The organism is Methylocystis sp. H62, assembly GCF_015709515.1.
GTDB lineage: Bacteria > Pseudomonadota > Alphaproteobacteria > Rhizobiales > Beijerinckiaceae > Methylocystis.
This window is the reverse complement of record NZ_JADNQZ010000058.1, coordinates 327,811-344,212: the sequence shown is the minus strand read 5'-3', so window position 1 is coordinate 344,212 and position 16,402 is coordinate 327,811. Positions and strand designations below refer to the sequence as shown.

The window sequence follows — 16,402 nt, the reverse complement described above, 5'->3', positions numbered from 1 at the left end:
TTTAATTACATATTTCACGTGTTGTTTTAAGCGCGTCACAATTGGAGCGCCATCCGCCGTTAGCTGAAACAGAGCATGACAAGCGCTAAAAACCATGTTTGTTGAGCGCTTGTCATTCATAAACAGCGGCGCCAGCGCGACATGCGATAGGAGCACCCATGGTCAAGAAGCCGGTCAAAATCACCAGGGAAGCGCCCGCGAAACGGGAGCCGGAAAGCCGGCCGCGTAAGGCCGAGGCTCCGGCCGTCGCCGCGAACGCCGCCGCGCGCCCGGCGGTCATCGTCGTTGGCGCGGACAAGGGCGGCGTCGGCAAAACCACGATCGCCAGAGCCATCCTCGATTTTCTTTCGCTCAATGACATCCATACGCGGGCGTTCGACACCGAGACGCCGCGCGGAACGCTTCACCGCTTCCACCCTGACGAGACGATGATCGTCGATCTGACCGAACCCTCGGACCAGATGAAGATCATCGACACGCTGAACACGTCGCAGGCCAAGGTCAGCGTCATCGACGTGCGCGCCGGCGGGTTGAGCCCGGCGCTCGGGGCGCTCGACGAAATCGGCTTCTTCGATGCGGTGAAAGGCGGCGAATTCCGCTTCGTGCTGCTGCATGTGATCGGGCCCTCCATCGCTTCGCTGGAGGAGATCGCCGAAATCGCGCCCTACGTCGCGGACGCCAATTATTTCATGGTGAAGAATCACGTCAACGACACGACCTTCTTCGAATGGGATCCACAAACGCACGCGAAATATTTCGAGCATGTCGTCACCTCGGGCGAGATCACGATTCCCAAGCTCAGCGAACTTGCCTACGAGCAGGTCGAGCTATCCGGCACGCCGTTCTCGACATTCATCGGCAATCAGGACGCGCAGGGTCGCCCGGCGGAGCATTCGTTCGTGTTGCGCGGCTATGTCCGCACCTGGCTGGCGCGCGTCGCCGACGAGTTCGAACGGGTCGGCCTTCTCGATCTTGTCGGCGATAAGAGGCGATAGAGGTCGCGGCGGCGCGCATCGTCTCCGCGAAGACCACATGGCGCCTCGCACTCTTGCGTTCTTCGTTTGCTCGCCGCACTCGCGAACAGGCGTGACGACAGCGGCGCGTTTGCTGACCGATTATTATTTGTCGCGCAATGTCGACGTGGAAGGCTTTGACACGGATTTCCGGGAGCCGCTTTATGCAGTGTTCTTTCCGGAAGCGACGCGCATCGTCGACGTTAGCGAGATCAAGGGACAGATTTCGCTGTTCGACCGCCTGCTCGTCGCCGACGAGACGCCAAAGATCGTCGACGTCTGGCATCGCTCCTATGAGCGTCTGTTCGCGACCATCGCCGAAATTGGCTTTCTCGAAGAAGCGCGGCGGCGCGGCGTGGAGCCGATCGTGCTCTTTCAGACGGACGTCACGGAGAGCGCGGCGAACAGCGCGCTCGTCCTCAAGACCACTTGGCCGGATCTCATGATGAACGTCATCCACAATCGCGGCGCCTCGCCGCTCGGCGCCGACTCGTTGGCGATTCTTGCGCGCTATCCAGCGAGCGGCAAATTCGTGATCCCGAGTCTTGAGGCGCCGATCGCGCGCGCGCTCAACGACGTCGATCTGTCGCTGTCCCGCTTCATGCGGGAGCCGCCCGCAGGAATGTCGCTCGTGGTTCGCGCGGCGCTCAAAGCATGGCTGTCGCCAATCTTCACCCAATTTCAAAGCTTCGAATTGCGGCTCGAGCTGCAGTCGAGCGAATGGCTTCGTTAAAGGACGGGCGCCGTGGAATACCGCAAACTCGGGGACAGCGATCTCTCCGTCTCCGCCATCTGTCTCGGCTCGATGATGTGGGGACAGCAGAACAGCGAAGCCGAAGGCCATGCGCAATTGGATTACGCCTTCGATTGCGGCGTCAATTTCATCGACACGGCGGAAATCTATTCCATTCCGCCGAGGCCAGAAACTCAAGGCTCCTCCGAGCGCATCATCGGAAGTTGGCTCGCCGCACGTAAGAACCGCGACAAGGCGATCATCGCCACCAAGGTCGCCGGCCGCGGCGACGCCAACTGGCTGCGTCCGGGGCGCGTCGGAACGGTTCTCGACGCCAAGAATATCGACTCTGCGATCGAGGGATCACTGAAGCGGCTACAGACCGATTACATCGATCTCTATCAATTGCATTGGCCGGATCGTTCGCTACCGCTTTGGGGCGCAGGCGGCACGGTCTATCGACGGCCGACGAAACGCGACGAAATTCCGATTGAAGAGACGCTCGAAGCCCTGGCGCGGCTCGTCCAGGCCGGCAAGGTTCGGCACATCGGCCTGTCCAACGAAACGCCGTGGGGCGTGGCGCGCTTTCTGCGCGCTGCGGAACTCGGCCTCGGGCCTCGCGTCGTCTCGATTCAAAACGCCTACAACCTCGTCAACCGCACCTTCGAGATCGGGCTCACTGAGTTCGCTGAGCGCGAGCACGTCGGTTTGCTCGCCTATTCGCCGCTCGCGCAAGGATACCTCACCGGCAAATATCAGGGCGGCGCGCGGCCGCCCGGCGCGCGCACGACGCTGTTTGAGCGCGCGCAGCGTTATGAGAAGCCGGAAGTCGAAAAAGCGATCGCCGCTTATCTGACGCTCGCGCAAGATCTTGGAGTCGATCCGGCGCAGCTCGCCATCGCCTTCGTGACGTCCCGGCCCTTCGTGACATCGAATATTATCGGCGCGACGACGATGGCGCAGCTCAAAGCCGACCTCGCGTCGGTGGAGTTCAGGATCACGCCTGAAATCGAGCGGCGTATTGACGCCATCCACCATCTCCACAGCAACCCCGCGCCATGACCCGAAGCGCAAATCTTCGCGAGGAGACGCCGCACGATCATCCGGAAATAACCGACTTGCTTCGTGCCGCTTTCCACCGATCCGGGGAGGCCGATCTCGTCAAGGCGCTGCGCAAGGCAGGCGACTTGGTGTTCGGCGGCGTCGCCGCCATCGACGGCGACATCATCGGCTATGTCGCCCTGTCGAGAATGAGGGCACCCTTCCCGGCTCTAGGGCTCGGTCCTATCGCTGTCGCAGCGACGCATCGCCAAAAAGGCGTCGCGAGCACGCTTTTGCACTGGAGCTTGGCGCATGTGCAGAAAGACCAGTGGCCCGCAATTTTTGTATTGGGCGACGGCGCCTTTTACGGCCGTTTCGGATTCCGACCCGAGCTTGCAGTCGGCTTTAGCTCGCCATATGCGGGACCGTGTTTTCAGGCCCTGGCGGTCAACGGCGAGCTTCCGGCCAAGGAGGGACAGGTCGACTACGCGCCAGCCTTCGACCAACTCTGAGTCCGGTGCTCAGGCGTGTCCCGCGTGTGTCGACAGCCGTTGTGGATCGACGCCGATCGAGCGCAGCGCGCGCGCATATTTCGTCTCGAGGTCATGATCGAACAGCAACGCGGGATCGGTCGGACAATTCAGCCATCCATTGCGCTGAATCTCTTCTTCGAGCTGACCCGGATCCCAACCCGCATAGCCGAGCGCCAGCAGCGCTCGGTCCGGACCGCGCCCCGCCGCGATCGCGCGCAGAATGTCGATCGTCGCCGTGAGCGAGACGCCGTCGTCGATCGGCAAGGTGGAATTGTCGAGGAAGAAGTCCGGCGTATGCAGCACGAAACCACGGTCGGTCTGAACCGGCCCTCCGGACAGCACCTGGATGTCTTCGGCGCGGCTGGGCAGGCTGATGCGCTCCTGGGGCGCGATCACTTGCAGCTGCACGAGCAAATCTGGAAAATTGCGCACACGTGCCGCCTGGTTGACGACGATGCCCATCGCGCCTTCTTCGGAATGGGCGCAGAGATAGATCACCGAGCGCGCGAAGCGCTGATCCAACATGCTCGGCATCGCGATCAGCAATTGGCCGTCAAGAAAGCGGCGCTCGTCGGGACGACCGCTGCGGCGCTCGCTCACCCTCTCCGCGAAATCTTGCTTCTTGCCGCTCGGCCTCATAGGGTCATGCTACGCCCGCCGCGTCCTCAGGACAAGCGGCGCAAATGACGTAACTGACTGCCTTGACTGGGGGACCGGGGGCGCCGAAGGATCACGATGCGCTCAAAATTCTTTCTCTACGCGCCCCTAGCCGTCACGCTGGCGCAGAGCTTTCCGGCGGCGTCGCGCGCCGAGAACACAGCCTTCGCGTCTTCCGTCGTAAAGGGCGCGGCGTCGAGCGCTCGGCTTTTGTCCGCCGGCCCTCTGCAGGGCGGGGCTTACCGCGCCGCCGTCGAGATCGCGCTCGCGCCGGAAACCATCACCTATTGGCGCCAGCCTGGCGAGGCGGGCTCCGCGCCGGCCTTCGATTTTTCGAAATCGGTCAATGTCGCCAAGGTCGAACCGTCCTTTCCCGCGCCGAAACATATCGACGAGGCCGGAACCATCGTCGCCGGCTACGATGCGCGAGTCGTCCTGCCGTTGAAGGTGACGCCGCGCGATCCCAACGCGCCGGTGACGCTCAATCTCGTGCTCGACTACGCCTCCTGCGGCAAGATCTGCCTGCCGGCGCGCGCCGATCTGTCTTTGCAGCTGCCGCGCGACGGCGCTTCGCCTCATGCGGCGGCGATCGCCGAAGCCGAACGGCTGGTGCCACGGAAACTCACCGCGGCCGAGGCCAAGAAGCGCTTTGCAGTCTCGCGGAATAGCGCGGACGGGTCGTGGCGGCTGCGCTACCTTGGACCCGGCAAGGCCGAGGACGTCTTCGCCGAAGCGGCTGAGCCGCTCTTCATTGAAAGCACGCGCGCGGGAGATGGCTTCGAGCTTAAGCTTTTTTCCGGCAGTGCGCCCGCCAAGGCCGCCGACGCGACGCTCACGATCGTCACCGACGCCGGCGCCTTCGAGGCCCCGGCGCGGCTGGAGTGACCGCGACCGGCCCTCGCCCTACTCCACCTCGGCGTCGATGGGCGTCGCAGCCTCATGGTCGAGCTTGGGCGTGCGCTTGAACGTCGACTTGCGCCCGCGCAGGGTCTGGAGAATCTTCGCGCCATTGGCGAAGGCGAGATAGATCATCAGCGGCGGAATCGACGCGACCGTTTTCACATAATCGGCGAGGGTCCCGCGCTTGAGCGCCAGATAGGGCGGCAGCGTGATGCCGAGCGCGACCAGGACCGTCATGATTCCGATGATCTCCAACATCCCGGCGAAGGGCGCGAGCGATCCGTGCAGGATCACGCCAAGGACGAAAGCGATGAGTCCGATGGCGGCTGTGGGGAAGAAAATCTGATGGGCGATTAGCGAGATCGCCATCACGCGGCGCGTCAGGCTCCATGGCGAACGCCAGATCGGCAGGACGGTCTTTTGCGCGACCTGCACGAATCCGTTCGACCATCGCCTTTGCTGGCGGCGGAAATCGCGGATTCCCTCCGGCACCTGACCGGGAATCGCCGGCTCCGAGACAAAAAGCCCATGCCATCCCTGGAGCGCCGCGCGCACGGTGAGGTCGAGGTCCTCGCAGAGCGAATAGTCGGACCAGCCGCCGGCGTCCTCGACCGTCGCGCGTCGCCAGATTCCGCCGGTGCCGTTGAATTGAAAGAGCCATCCCGCATGCGCGCGTGAGCGCTGTTCGACGAGATAATGGCCGTCCTGCACGAGGCCCTGGGCGCGCGTCAGCCAGTTTTTCTCGAAATTCTGGAACTCGCAGCGCGACTGCACGAAGCCGATGCGCTCGTCGGTCAAAAAAAGCGGGACCGTTCGCTTGAGCCAGTTGGGCGGCGGACGGAAGTCGGCGTCGAGCATGGCGACAAAGGGTTCGTCGGTGAGCGTCAGGCCATGCGCGCAGGCGCCCGCCTTGAAGCCCGAGCGATCGGCGCGCCGCACATGGTCGATCACCGCGCCGCCGATGCGCAGCTCCGCCGCCACCGCGTCCGCCCGAGCGCTTGTCTCATCCGTCGAATCATCGAGAAGCTGAATGCGCAGTCTGTCCTTGGGCCAATCGAGGAGCGCGACGCAGCGCAACGACTGCTCGGTGACGAGCGGCTCGTTGAAGACAGGAATTTGAAGCACGACCCGCGGCAGATCCGTGTCTGCGATGGCAGGCGCTTCGGGATCGCGCACGCCGCGCAGCTGGTCATAACAGAAGCGGCCGATGACGATCAGATAGCCGATTCCGATCGCCATCAGGATCGAAGCGCAGACCATCGCGACCGAGTCGACGAGGAATTGAAAAAGCCCCAGCAAACGGCCTATCCTTCTTCGTGCGGAACCGGCGAGGGCTTCGCCCCGGCGCGCGCATTCACGCTGTCCTTCGCCCAAACCACCTGGTCAGTGACCCAGGCGTTCAACCAGACCGCCAGCATCGTCGCCTCGCGAACCACAAACACCGCGGGCGCGGCCCACGATAACTGCCATCCTTTGGCCACGGAAAGCAATGTCTCAAGCGCAAACCACAGCATAAGCGTCGCCGACCCGGCGACAATTGGCGCGATCCCGACGAGCGGCGCCGCGAGCGCCGAAGCGATAACTGCTGGAACCGCTTGGCATATTGGCTCGGCAAGGAAGGAGATGAGCTCATTGCTGCGGCGAACGACGCTCCAGCGCAATTGCCGCTGGTAAACATCTTCGAACAGGCGCGCGCCGAGTTCCTGGCGCACCAGCCTGTGAGAAAACACCGGCCGTTTGCCGATCCGCCGCATCGCTTTGGCCAAGGCGTTGTCTTCGCCGACCGTATGGGAAATCGCGTCAAAGCCTCCCGCGCGCAGGAAGTCCGAACGTCGAAACAACATAATCTTGCCGACGCCATGCCCCTGCCCCAGCGCCGAGGCGAGAAACAGCATGCGGGCGTGCGGACCGTTAATGATCGCGGCCTCGACTTGGGCGGCGAAATTTTCAAGGCGCGCGCAATAGGGAATGGCGCAGACCAGCCCGACCTCGTCCGTCAGCTGCCTGACGTGCTGCGCCAGCGCGTCGGGCTCGAGCAGCACATTGGCGTCCTTCATCAGTATGACGTCGTGCGTCGCCTGCATGAACGGCGCATAAAGATTGTCGACCTTCGGACTGACGGCGAATTTCGCTGTCGAACGCAGAATGCGCGCGGGCACAGACGGGTGAAGCGCGAGAATGGCGCGCATGCGCTCGACTGCCGGCCCCTCGACGTCGGTTGCGGAGACGGTCACGTCGAAATCGCCGTAGTGCTGCGTCAGCGCCGACTCTTGCGTGCGGTCGAACTGGTCTTCGAGCATCTTAACGGGAAGCACGATCGAGACCGGCGGCTGGTCGCGGCGCGTGGCGCGGCGCGCGGCGAGCCAGGGCTGCGCGACCGTCGCCGCGACAGAGACGACAAGCAACACGACGGCGATCGTCCAATAGGCGCCTGCGGCCCACGCGAGGACGCTGTAGGCCGTCACGAAATCTCCCGTTCCGGCGTCTCTGGGACTTCGGCGGGAAACTGGCGCATGACGCCGTCCACGAGCGCCGCCGGCAAGAGCGAGAAGAGGCGCATCGCCCAATACATGTAACGCGGAAAGGCGATGACGTTGCGGCGGCGTTCCAGCCCGTTCTTGATGATGCGCGCGGCTTCTGCGTCGGACATGGCGCCGGGTTGCCAGGATTCGACGCCCGCCGACGCTGACGTTTCTTTGGCGCGCGCCGAAAAAGGCGTCTTCACGATGGTGCGCGCCGACATGGGCGTCTTCACATACCCTGGCACGATCAGCGCGACATGCACGCCATGGGCTGCGAGCTGGGCGCGTAGGCTGTCCGCCCACATGTGCACGCACGCCTTCGCCGCACAATAGGCCGGCGAATGCGGGAGCGCGCGCACGCCGGCCATCGAGCCGACAATGGCGATCCTGCCGCTCTTTCGGGCGCACATCGGCACAATCGCCGGCTCGACCGTGTTGAAGACGCCCTCGACATTGATCTTGAGCATTGCTCGGACCGCCTCGGGCGTTTCAAGAAGCTGGCCGGGCGAAAGGCCCGTCGCGACGCCGGCGTTGGCGACCAGAATGTCGATCGGGCGCTTTTCATGCGCAGATCGAACGATGCGCGCCATGGCTTCGCGATCCCGCACATCGGCGATGTGAGTCTCCGCCTCCTCTGCGCCGGCCGCGAGACAGGCGCGCGCGGCGGCCTCGAGCCGCTCGGCGTCGCGGCCAAGCAAGACAAGGCTTGCGCCTTCGCTCGCATAGGCGAGCGCCAAGGCGCGTCCGATGCCGCTTGAGGCGCCGGTGATAAGAACCCGAACAGCGCTCTTAGCCATATGCGCGCCCCGCCCTGCGGCGCAGCCGATCGTTCATGTGGTTGGCCCCGGCCGCAAGGTCGCTTCGCCGACGATGCCGGGCGCCCGCGCCGCGCCATAGGCCACCAGACGGACGAAAATCTCGTTTTCAGTCGCGCGCAGCACGCGCCCCGACAGCCTGACGGTCTCGCCGCGCAGGATCGGTTGCACGAACTTCCCGGCGATGGAAGAGATGACGAGGTCGCCGCGCCACGCCCTCAGCATTGGTTCAAACGCGGCCAGGAGCTTCATGCCATGTACCGGCGGCGCGGCAAGCCCGATCGCCGCCGCCACGGCGTCGTCGAGATGCAATGGATTTGCGTCGCCCGAGACCTCGGCGTAGCGCGCAAGCGAAGGCGCGTCGAACGGACCAATGACGCTCTCCGGCAGCTTGTCGCCGACTTTGATGGGGTCGCTCATGACGCGCTCCCAAATCCCGCGCGCGGCACGAGCCGCAATATGGTTTCGATCCGTGCGCAGGGCTCGCCTTGGGGCGTTGCGACTGTCCCGACCATCGTCAGACGCGGCGGCGTTTCCTCGCTGCTCATGGTGACGCTCAAGTCGTAGCTCTCGCCCGCGACGAGCGGCGCGTCATAGGAAAAGCTCTGCGACTCATGCACCGGCACGACGTCGCGCTTCGCGCACAGGTCGCGCACAACTGAAAAAAGTGAAGGCTCGGCGAGCCAGATCGCCGGATAGGCGAGCGGAACGCTCGCGCCATCGCCGCCGGTCTCGCGCGCATAGGCCGCGGCGCGCGCCGGATCGACACGCAACCGAAAAGGTCCCAGCGCAAGCGGCGGGTCAGACGGCATGACGCACGATCAACACGGCGTTGATCCCTCCGAAGGCGAAGGAGTTCGACATGGCCGCGTCGATCTTGTGCTTGCGCGCCGCGTTCGGGACGACGTCGAGCGGGCACCTCGGATCGTGCTCCAGGAAGTTGATGGTCGGCGGGACGATTTGTTCGTGCAACGCGTTTATCGTAATCGCGAGCTCCAAGCCGCCGCTGGCGCCGAGCGCGTGGCCGTGAATAGGTTTCGTGGACGAGACCGGCACGACCCGTCCATAATCGCCAAACACGCGCAGAATCGCTTCGGCTTCGGTGATGTCATTGGCGTGGGTCGCGGTGCCGTGCGCGTTGACGTAATGAATCTCCCGCGGAGCCATTCCGGCATCTTCGAGCGCCAAAGCGATTGCGCTCGACGCGCCTTCAAGATCCGGCCGCACGGGGTCCTTGGCGTCGCTCGTCGTGCCGTAGCCGACGAGTTCGCATAGGGGCGCGTGGCCGCGGGCCCGCGCCGCCTCCTCCGTTTCCAGAACGAAAACCGCCGCGCCTTCGCCAAGCGACATGCCGTTGCGGCCTTTGGAGAAGGGGCGGCACAAATTCGGGCTCAGCACGCGAAGGCCTTCCCACGCGCGGATCGTCGCGTTGATGACGCAAGCCTCGGCGCCGCCGACGATGGCCTTGTCCACAAGGCCCTGTCGGATCATCTGCATGCCAAGTCCGATCGACTGCGACGCCGAGGAGCAGGCGCTGCCGATCGCGAATGTCGGGCCTTGGCAAGAATAGCGCATCCCCAGCGTCGCAGGCGCCGCGCTCGGGATGAGCTTGGGAACGCTCAACATCTCGGGCCGCGTGCCTTCGACGTAATAGCGGTAGATGCCGTCCTCGATCGTCGTCATGCCGCCGATGCCGGAGCCGATGATGACGGCCGTTCTCGGCCCGGCGACGTCCTTGCGTCCGAAACCCGCCTGCGCCACCGCTTCGTCGGCGGCGACGATGCAGAACTGCGTAAAGGGATCGCAGAACGGAAGAACGTTGGGTTCGATATAGTCGGCGGGATTGAAGTCGGGGACCTGCGCCGCGATCTTGATGCGCCCGTCATAAGGGCGCTCCGTCTTGAGCGGACGTATCTGGGCGACGCCGTCGCGCGCCGCTTCCCATAGCTTTTGCGCGCCGACTCCAGAGGCGCAGACCGCGCCCATGCCAGAAATAACGACGCGGCGCCCCTCGGCCCGCGCTCGCGAGAATGCCATTTACTGCTTCTCGCGCTCTTTCTGGATGTGGTCGGCGATCGCCTCGATCAGACTTTTGACGTCCTTGGCTTCCTGCAGCGACCCGTCCATGGGGATGTAGACGTTGAACTTTTCCTCGAGCGCCGTGAGAATCATAACGATGTCGACGGATTTGAGGTCGAGGCTCTCGATCGACGCGTCAGGGGTGATCTTGCTTTTGTCGACCATGCCTTCCGACGCGATCACTTCGATGATCTCGTCGACGAGCTGATTCTTGTCCTGCGGATTATCAGTCACGAATCCCTCCGTTTCAGGCTCTTCGCCGCCCGGCGACAACCCGCGCTCGCGCGCGACGCATTGACGCGGCGGCGCCGATCCGACGCCTTAATTCCGGGCGCGTGGCCAGAACCGCCCGCCTCTGGCTCTTCTCGCTCCAGCGCCCCGTTCCCGCCCTCGGGCGCAGTCGGCACTGGTTAAGGCGTTTGGCCTCGAAAATAAAGCCCGCCGCGCTCCCGGCCGATTTGCAGTGGCCCGGCGGAGCGCTTCATGCGAAAACGCCGCCCGAAACAACGGAGGGCGACAGCGAAAATGACGGGACAGGAGACGGCGCTGGCGGGGGTGTTTCCGCAGGCCACCGACGCGCAGTGGCGCACCCTTGTTGAGCGGGCGCTTAAAGGCGCGTCCTTCGAAACGCTCGTCTCCAAGAGCTACGACGGGCTTTCCCTTGAGCCCATCTACGCTCGCGCCGCTGGTTCGCCCTTCCCGGTCCTGCGCAAAAACCCCGGCCGCTGGGCGATTCTCGCGCGCGTCGACGTCCCCAACGCTGACGCCGCCAACCGCTTGGCGCTGCAGGACCTCGACGGCGGCGCCGACGGATTGCATCTGGTTTTCGCCGGCTCGATCGGCGCCTACGGCGGGGGGCTCGTTGGCGACGACGATGACGCCATCGCTCACGCGCTCGCCAATGTTCGCCTCGACTACGGCATTCCGCTGTCGCTCGACTCGTCGCCGCGCGCGCCTGGCGCCGCGCAGGCGCTCATGCGTTTCGTCGATCGCCAACATATTGAACCGTCGCTCACCCGCGTCTCGATGGGCTTCGATCCGCTGGGCGCGCAGGCGCGGCACGGATTCGCTGCTGACCCCTGGGCGCAAGCATCCAAGAACTTCGCGCGGGACGTGAAGGCGGCCGCCGACGCCGGCTTCGTTTACGCGACCGCCGTCGCCGACGCCCGCGTCGTGCATTCGGCGGGCGGGACCGAGTCGCAGGAGCTGGCTTTCGCGCTTTCGTCGGCGCTCGCCTATTTACGCGCGCTGGCGGACGCCGGAGTCGACCTCGACGCAGCGCGCGGACTGATCGCGTTTCGATTCTGCGCCGATGCCGACGAATTGCTGGGCGTGGCGAAATTCCGCGCCGCGCGGCGCCTTTGGGCGCGCGTTGAAGAGGCCTGCGGCCTCTCTCCCAAACCAGCGTTGGTCTTCGCCGAGACAGCGTGGCGGATGATGTCGCGGCGCGACCCATGGAACAATATTTTGCGCGGGACGCTCGCCGCGTTCTCGGCGGCGATCGGCGGCGCCGACGCCGTCGCCGTTCTCCCCTTCACCCAGCCGCTCGGCGCCCCCGACGAATTCGCGCGACGACTGGCGCGAGACACCCAGCTCGTGCTGCAGGACGAATCGCATATCGACGCCGTCGACGATCCGACGAGCGGCGCAGGCGGCTTCGAGGCGCTGACCGACGCGCTGTGCGCGCGGGCGTGGGGACTTTTTCAGCAGATCGAGGCCGATGGCGGCCTTCCCACAGCGTTGGAGACGGGAGTGTTTCAGGCGGGAGTCGCCGAAGCGGCCGCGTTGCGGGCGAAAAACGTCGCGCGCGCCAAGGATAAGCTCACCGGCGCGAACCAGTTTCCCGACATTCACGAGGGGGCGCTCGACGTCCTCGCGCCCTATGACGCTGCGGCTGAAACCATTGAGCCGCCGACTGGCGCGCGAAAGAGCGCTCCGCTCGCGCCGCGCCGTCTCGCCGAGCCCTTCGAGCTTTTGCGTGAAGAGTCGGACGTCCGCCTTGCCGAGTTAGGCGATCGCCCCAAGATATTTCTCGCAAATCTCGGCCCCGTCGCCGCATTCACCGCGCGGGCGAATTTCGCGAAGAACTTTTTTGAAGCCGGCGGCGTCGAAGCGGTTTTTGGACCTGAAACGGAAACCACGACCGAATTGGTCGACGCCTACCGGGAGTCTGGCGCCAAACTCGCTTGCCTCTGTTCGTCCGACAGGATCTACGGAGACTCGGCGGAAACGGCGGCGCTGGCGCTAAGGGGCGCAGGCGCAGGGCTTTATCTCGCCGGCCGGCCGGGCGAACTCGAGGAGCGTCTGCGCCATGCGGGCGTGATGGAGTTCATCTACGCGGGCTGCGACATGCACGGCGCGCTGCGGCGCGCGCTTTCGGAGGCCAAATGAGAATTTTAGCGTTGGCGCTTGCGGTCTGCTTAGCGGCCGCGGGAGCGTCCGCCAAGCAGCCGCGCAGCCAAAAGGCCAACAACGAACAAGCCCTGTCCGGCCGGGTCGGCGATCCAAACGGCAGATGGAATATCGAAGCGACGACGACCGTTGGAGAGTGTCGCAGTCTCATTCCGCCGTCTTTCGACATCGTCGGCAATAAAATCGCGGCGGCGCCAGGGCCGGCTGCCTCAATTTGGGGCTATGTCGATGACAAAGGCACCATCGTGGCGCGATTCACCGGCGACGGCGAGCGGGTCGTGCGCTTCCACGGAACGCTGCGGGGCGGCATGGGTTCCGGGCCTTGGTCATCGTCTACCGACCTTTGCGGCGGAACCTGGCGCGCTTCGCGCAGCGCCGCTGCGGCGCAATAGGGCCGCAGTTTTACCGGGTGCGCTCCTCGAAATAGCTGTCGTCATCGCTCGGGAACAGCCCTTCGCCGCGCACCGGACGCGCCGCCTGCACCACCGGCGCCGGCGTATCGGCGCCGGCGGACCGCACGCCGAGGCCGTCGCGCTGGTAGATGTCGTCGCGAAACTGCGTGACGCCGTCCGGCGCCGCCCATGCCGTAATGTAGACCCAGTAGACCGGCACGGCCGGCGTGATCTTGACGTCCACGCGTTCGCCTGAGGCGATGACCTGGTCAATATGGTCGCGGTCCCAGCCGGGCGTCTCCTTCAGCAGCCAGGCGACATAGTCGCGAACATTCTGAAGCCGGATGCAGCCCGAAGAGACGAAGCGGAAGTCGTCGCCAAAAACGCCTTTAGCGGGCGTATCGTGCATGTAGACGCCGTAGGGGTTGGCGATGTCGATGCGCACGACGCCAAGCGAGTTGAAGTCGCCGCCGATGTCCTGGCGGAAGCGGAAATTAAGCGCGTCGAGCGAGCGCCAATTGATCTGCTCGGGCTGCAGCTCCTGATTGTCCTTGCTGTAGACACGGATGTGATTGGCGTTGAGATAGTTTGGATCCGCCTGCATCTTGGGGATCAGATCCTTGCGGATCACCGACGCCGGCACCGTCCAGAACGGATTGAAATTGACCTGGATCGCCTTGGTCTGCATCACCGGCGACTGGCGGTCGATCTTGCCCACTCCCGCCATGTGATGGGTGACGACCTCGTCGTTTTCGACTGTCTCGACCGACGCGGCCGGGATGTTGGCGGTGACGTAGCGGTTGCCGAGGCCGTGCGAAAAACTGCGCAGACGCACCAGATTGGTCTCGAGCTGCTTCAGCCGGGTTTCGGCCGGCACATTCAACGCCTGAACGGTCTGCTGATTGACGACGCCGGTCGAAATGATGCCGTGGCGCGCCTGGAACCGGCGCACCGCCGCTTCGACATAGGAGTCGAACACCGGGCTCGCGCCGGTTTCGGCCCCAATGTCCCCGGAAACGATCAGGCGGCGGCGTAACGCCGAGACCGCCGGACTGTTCGAGCCTAGCCGCAGCTGTTGGCCGCCCGGCACCTGTGGCCAGCCGCCATTGGCCGCGATTTCGCGCAAACGCTCGATCGCCGCTTCCGTGGCGGCCACCGTATGAGTCGACAGGATGGGGGTCGTCGATCGCGACACGGTCAAGCGGGCGTCGGCGTCATAGCGCTGCGCCCATTCAGCCTGTCCGTCCTGGTCCCAGGCGGCTGCGGCGGGCGTGAGAGCGACCGCGCCAAGGACGAGCGCGGCGCCGGCAAACTGGAAAATTGCGGATTCTCGCACAGATCGCTCCAATCGCATCGCCGGATGCATGCTCCGGCGGTCAAGCCGAAAGACGACGCCGCCTAGAGGACCGCGCCGGCTCTTTCGATCGAGTTGTGCATCTTCGACGTTAACAAGGCGCGAATAGTCCGGCGATTTTGTGGCCTGCCGGCGCGCGGCGAACGGCCGCCGCCAAGCCTTAGCCCATTCCTGCGGCTAGTCCACGCGGACCCAGCCGCTCATGCCCAGGCGCTCTTGAGGCAGGAAGCGCGACTTATATTCCATCTTGCGCGAACCTTCGACCCAATAGCCAAGGTACACATGCGGCAGACCAAAGGCGCGGGCGCGCTCCGCATGATCCAGAATCATGAAGACCCCGAGGGATTTGTGCTCGAGTTCAGGCTCATAGAAGGAATAGACCATCGACAGCCCGTCCGAGAGCCGGTCGGTCAAGCAGCAGGCGACCAGCGCGCCGCTCTCGCCATTGCCTTGGGCGAGACGATATTCGACGAGCCGCGTGTCGACGTGGCTGTCTTCGATCATCATCTGATAGTCGATCATGCTCATGTCGGCCATTCCGCCGTCGGAATGGCGGGCGCTGACGTAGCGGCGAAACAAGGCGTATTGCTCCTGCGTCGCCCGCGCCGGCCGTGTTTCGATGACAAGCTCGGCGTTACGCCGGCGGACGCGACGCATGCCGTGCGACGGCGTGAATTCGTCGATCTTGACTCGCACCGACACGCAGGCTCGGCACTGCTCACAAGCGGGGCGGTAGGCGATGGTCTGCGAGCGACGGAAGCCGGATTGCGTCAGCGTGTCGTTGAGCGCCGGCGCGCGCAGCCCGATCAGATGCGTAAAAACCTTCCGCTCCTCGCGGCCCGGCAAATAGGGGCACGGAGCCGGAGAGGTCAGATAGAATTGCGGCGCGTCGCGCGGCTCTTTCGTCACGCTCTAAAATCCCAAATCCCAAAAATTATCTAGAGCGCCCACCCGGCGCGCGCCAAGGGCAGATTCGGCGTCGAAGTTGCGGATTTTAAGACGAGCGCCGCAAGACGATGACGTCCGCCAGCATGTCGTGCAGGCAGCGCTTGTCGCCTGCAAACAGCGAAACGAGCAGCAGCGGCGGGAACAGCCATGTGACATAAAACAGCACGGCGTGGACGGCCGCCTGCAGAAACGGCACCGGGTCTCCGTCCATCGTGCGCATCTCCAGGTCCATGAAGGCCATACCGGGCGTCGCCATCCTCCGCCCCGACACCGTCAGGCCATTGTAGAAAAAGGCGACGATCGGGAACAGAGGCGGCAGGATGAACGCCGACAATCCGGCGCTGAGGATGAAGAGAGCGACGAACAGCGCCGCCGACATGCCGGAGACGAGGATCAAATCGAGCATCACGGCGCCGATGCGGCGCGTGCGCACGCCCTCGAGCGCCTGTGGCGGTATGTAAGGCGCGGCGCGCGCCCCGATGGGGGCCATGGGGCGCTCGCGACTGGAAAAGGGATCCCGCTCGGTCATCAATTTACGGCCTTTCTGGTGGCCCGCCAAAGATCGGCGACCTTAAGGCCGGTTTCAAGTGCGCCGCTCGGGGTGCGGAATTCGGGGATTAGTGGCCCTGCCGCCTTGACGAGCGCCGCTGGTTTGTCGCAAGGCTCCCGCCCAGCCGGCGCGCGCCCCGCCCGCCCGGAGCAGCCTCGGGAATTGCACATGACCAGCAACGCCGTCGACGGCGGACATTTGCGCGCCTTCATCGAGCGGATCGAGAAGCTCGAGGAGGAAAAGCGTGCGATCAGCGATGACATCAAGGATGTCTACGCGGAAGCGAAAGGGACCGGGTTCGACCCCAAGGTGATGCGCAAGATCGTGTCGATACGCCGTTTGGATAAGCACAAGCGGGAGGAGGAGGAGGAAATCCTCGACCTCTATCTTTCCGCGCTCGGCATGGAATAGGCTCAATCAAACCCAAGGCGGCCGCGGGGGACGGTTCGCCTC

The 16,402-nt window shown here is 64.5% G+C and carries 19 protein-coding genes; 8 read left to right on the top strand and 11 right to left on the bottom strand.

Annotation, left to right across the window (positions count from 1 at the left end):
* The first annotated feature begins 158 nt into the window (after nucleotides 1-158).
* The 4 genes from IYY11_RS18310 to IYY11_RS18295 are packed head-to-tail and all read left to right on the top strand — an operon-like array spanning nucleotide 159 to nucleotide 3,299.
* Nucleotides 159-995: a hypothetical protein gene (locus IYY11_RS18310; protein ID WP_196405173.1), complete on the top strand. Its 837-nt coding sequence runs from the start codon at nucleotides 159-161 to the stop codon at nucleotides 993-995.
* A 37-nt stretch (nucleotides 996-1,032) separates the two neighbouring features.
* Nucleotides 1,033-1,746: a hypothetical protein gene (locus tag IYY11_RS18305; protein ID WP_196405172.1), complete on the top strand. Its 714-nt coding sequence runs from the start codon at nucleotides 1,033-1,035 to the stop codon at nucleotides 1,744-1,746.
* 12 nt (nucleotides 1,747-1,758) lie between these two features.
* Nucleotides 1,759-2,808: an aldo/keto reductase gene (locus IYY11_RS18300; RefSeq protein WP_196405171.1), complete on the top strand. Its 1,050-nt coding sequence runs from the start codon at nucleotides 1,759-1,761 to the stop codon at nucleotides 2,806-2,808.
* On the top strand, nucleotides 2,805-3,299 hold the full coding sequence (locus IYY11_RS18295; protein ID WP_196405170.1) for a GNAT family N-acetyltransferase: 495 nt from the start codon (nucleotides 2,805-2,807) through the stop codon (nucleotides 3,297-3,299). Before IYY11_RS18300 ends, IYY11_RS18295 begins: the two co-directional genes overlap by 4 nt.
* 9 nt (nucleotides 3,300-3,308) lie before the next feature.
* Here the strand turns inward: IYY11_RS18295 and IYY11_RS18290 are convergent, their stop codons facing one another.
* A complete protein-coding gene (locus tag IYY11_RS18290; protein WP_196405169.1) occupies nucleotides 3,309-3,959 on the bottom strand; it encodes a YqgE/AlgH family protein in 651 nt (216 codons plus the stop codon).
* A gap of 96 nt (nucleotides 3,960-4,055) precedes the next feature.
* On the opposite strand from IYY11_RS18290, the gene IYY11_RS18285 reads away from it, so the two are divergent.
* Nucleotides 4,056-4,862, top strand: coding sequence for a protein-disulfide reductase DsbD domain-containing protein (locus IYY11_RS18285; RefSeq protein WP_196405168.1), 807 nt, complete (start codon nucleotides 4,056-4,058; stop codon nucleotides 4,860-4,862).
* 18 nt (nucleotides 4,863-4,880) lie between these two features.
* On the opposite strand, the gene IYY11_RS18280 is transcribed toward IYY11_RS18285, so the two are convergent.
* Genes IYY11_RS18280 through IYY11_RS18250 form a run of 7 tightly spaced genes read right to left on the bottom strand, consistent with a single transcriptional unit; the run spans nucleotide 4,881 to nucleotide 10,527 of the window.
* The gene (locus IYY11_RS18280) at nucleotides 4,881-6,176 is read right to left on the bottom strand and encodes a glycosyltransferase family 2 protein (RefSeq protein ID WP_196405167.1); all 1,296 of its coding nucleotides are present in this window, start codon (nucleotides 6,174-6,176) and stop codon (nucleotides 4,881-4,883) included.
* A gap of 5 nt (nucleotides 6,177-6,181) precedes the next feature.
* The gene (locus IYY11_RS18275) at nucleotides 6,182-7,342 is read right to left on the bottom strand and encodes a glycosyltransferase (RefSeq protein WP_196405166.1); all 1,161 of its coding nucleotides are present in this window, start codon (nucleotides 7,340-7,342) and stop codon (nucleotides 6,182-6,184) included.
* Nucleotides 7,339-8,196, bottom strand: coding sequence for an SDR family oxidoreductase (locus tag IYY11_RS18270; protein WP_196405165.1), 858 nt, complete (start codon nucleotides 8,194-8,196; stop codon nucleotides 7,339-7,341). The genes IYY11_RS18275 and IYY11_RS18270 overlap by 4 nt, the downstream gene beginning before the upstream one ends.
* Nucleotides 8,197-8,229: 33 nt before the next feature.
* Nucleotides 8,230-8,634, bottom strand: a complete 405-nt coding sequence (locus tag IYY11_RS18265; protein ID WP_196405164.1) for a MaoC family dehydratase — start codon at nucleotides 8,632-8,634, stop codon at nucleotides 8,230-8,232.
* Nucleotides 8,631-9,026, bottom strand: a complete 396-nt coding sequence (locus IYY11_RS18260) for a hypothetical protein (protein WP_124738725.1) — start codon at nucleotides 9,024-9,026, stop codon at nucleotides 8,631-8,633. The genes IYY11_RS18265 and IYY11_RS18260 overlap by 4 nt, the downstream gene beginning before the upstream one ends.
* Nucleotides 9,016-10,251 carry a beta-ketoacyl synthase gene (locus IYY11_RS18255; protein WP_196405163.1) on the bottom strand — a complete coding sequence of 412 codons (1,236 nt, stop codon included), beginning with the start codon at nucleotides 10,249-10,251 and terminating at the stop codon, nucleotides 9,016-9,018. The genes IYY11_RS18260 and IYY11_RS18255 overlap by 11 nt, the downstream gene beginning before the upstream one ends.
* Nucleotides 10,252-10,527, bottom strand: coding sequence for an acyl carrier protein (locus IYY11_RS18250; protein ID WP_014890237.1), 276 nt, complete (start codon nucleotides 10,525-10,527; stop codon nucleotides 10,252-10,254).
* 291 nt (nucleotides 10,528-10,818) lie between these two features.
* Between IYY11_RS18250 and IYY11_RS18245 the strand changes: the two genes are divergently transcribed.
* The gene (locus IYY11_RS18245) at nucleotides 10,819-12,684 is read left to right on the top strand and encodes a methylmalonyl-CoA mutase subunit beta (protein WP_196405162.1); all 1,866 of its coding nucleotides are present in this window, start codon (nucleotides 10,819-10,821) and stop codon (nucleotides 12,682-12,684) included.
* Nucleotides 12,681-13,097, top strand: coding sequence for a hypothetical protein (locus IYY11_RS18240; protein WP_196405161.1), 417 nt, complete (start codon nucleotides 12,681-12,683; stop codon nucleotides 13,095-13,097). Before IYY11_RS18245 ends, IYY11_RS18240 begins: the two co-directional genes overlap by 4 nt.
* Nucleotides 13,098-13,107: 10 nt before the next feature.
* Here IYY11_RS18240 and IYY11_RS18235 read toward each other — a convergent pair whose 3' ends face one another.
* The 3 genes from IYY11_RS18235 to IYY11_RS18225 form a co-directional block, all read right to left on the bottom strand.
* Complete coding sequence (locus IYY11_RS18235) at nucleotides 13,108-14,451, bottom strand: murein L,D-transpeptidase (protein WP_196405386.1); 1,344 nt, start codon at nucleotides 14,449-14,451, stop codon at nucleotides 13,108-13,110.
* A 177-nt stretch (nucleotides 14,452-14,628) separates the two neighbouring features.
* Nucleotides 14,629-15,360: an arginyltransferase gene (locus tag IYY11_RS18230; protein WP_196405160.1), complete on the bottom strand. Its 732-nt coding sequence runs from the start codon at nucleotides 15,358-15,360 to the stop codon at nucleotides 14,629-14,631.
* A gap of 85 nt (nucleotides 15,361-15,445) precedes the next feature.
* Nucleotides 15,446-15,889 (bottom strand): RDD family protein, encoded by a 444-nt coding sequence (locus tag IYY11_RS18225; RefSeq protein WP_246720073.1) that lies wholly within the window; start codon nucleotides 15,887-15,889, stop codon nucleotides 15,446-15,448.
* Nucleotides 15,890-16,117: 228 nt separating this feature from the next.
* Between IYY11_RS18225 and IYY11_RS18220 the strand changes: the two genes are divergently transcribed.
* The gene (locus tag IYY11_RS18220; RefSeq protein WP_175092671.1) at nucleotides 16,118-16,360 is read left to right on the top strand and encodes a DUF2312 domain-containing protein; all 243 of its coding nucleotides are present in this window, start codon (nucleotides 16,118-16,120) and stop codon (nucleotides 16,358-16,360) included.
* The last annotated feature ends 42 nt before the right edge of the window (nucleotides 16,361-16,402 follow it).

Bases quoted from the DNA above. Each gene is read 5' to 3' on its own strand.
- IYY11_RS18285 (WP_196405168.1), top strand. From the start codon at position 4,056: ATGCGCTCAAAATTCTTTCTCTACGCGCCCCTAGCCGTCACGCTGGCG.
- IYY11_RS18235 (WP_196405386.1), bottom strand. From the start codon at position 14,451: ATGCGATTGGAGCGATCTGTGCGAGAATCCGCAATTTTCCAGTTTGCC.
- IYY11_RS18245 (WP_196405162.1), top strand. From the start codon at position 10,819: ATGACGGGACAGGAGACGGCGCTGGCGGGGGTGTTTCCGCAGGCCACC.
- IYY11_RS18220 (WP_175092671.1), top strand. From the start codon at position 16,118: ATGACCAGCAACGCCGTCGACGGCGGACATTTGCGCGCCTTCATCGAG.
- IYY11_RS18295 (WP_196405170.1), top strand. From the start codon at position 2,805: ATGACCCGAAGCGCAAATCTTCGCGAGGAGACGCCGCACGATCATCCG.
- IYY11_RS18260 (WP_124738725.1), bottom strand. From the start codon at position 9,026: ATGCCGTCTGACCCGCCGCTTGCGCTGGGACCTTTTCGGTTGCGTGTC.
- IYY11_RS18270 (WP_196405165.1), bottom strand. From the start codon at position 8,196: ATGGCTAAGAGCGCTGTTCGGGTTCTTATCACCGGCGCCTCAAGCGGC.
- IYY11_RS18265 (WP_196405164.1), bottom strand. From the start codon at position 8,634: ATGAGCGACCCCATCAAAGTCGGCGACAAGCTGCCGGAGAGCGTCATT.
- IYY11_RS18310 (WP_196405173.1), top strand. From the start codon at position 159: ATGGTCAAGAAGCCGGTCAAAATCACCAGGGAAGCGCCCGCGAAACGG.
- IYY11_RS18255 (WP_196405163.1), bottom strand. From the start codon at position 10,251: ATGGCATTCTCGCGAGCGCGGGCCGAGGGGCGCCGCGTCGTTATTTCT.
- IYY11_RS18240 (WP_196405161.1), top strand. From the start codon at position 12,681: ATGAGAATTTTAGCGTTGGCGCTTGCGGTCTGCTTAGCGGCCGCGGGA.
- IYY11_RS18305 (WP_196405172.1), top strand. From the start codon at position 1,033: ATGGCGCCTCGCACTCTTGCGTTCTTCGTTTGCTCGCCGCACTCGCGA.
- IYY11_RS18290 (WP_196405169.1), bottom strand. From the start codon at position 3,959: ATGAGGCCGAGCGGCAAGAAGCAAGATTTCGCGGAGAGGGTGAGCGAG.
- IYY11_RS18225 (WP_246720073.1), bottom strand. From the start codon at position 15,889: ATGGCCCCCATCGGGGCGCGCGCCGCGCCTTACATACCGCCACAGGCG.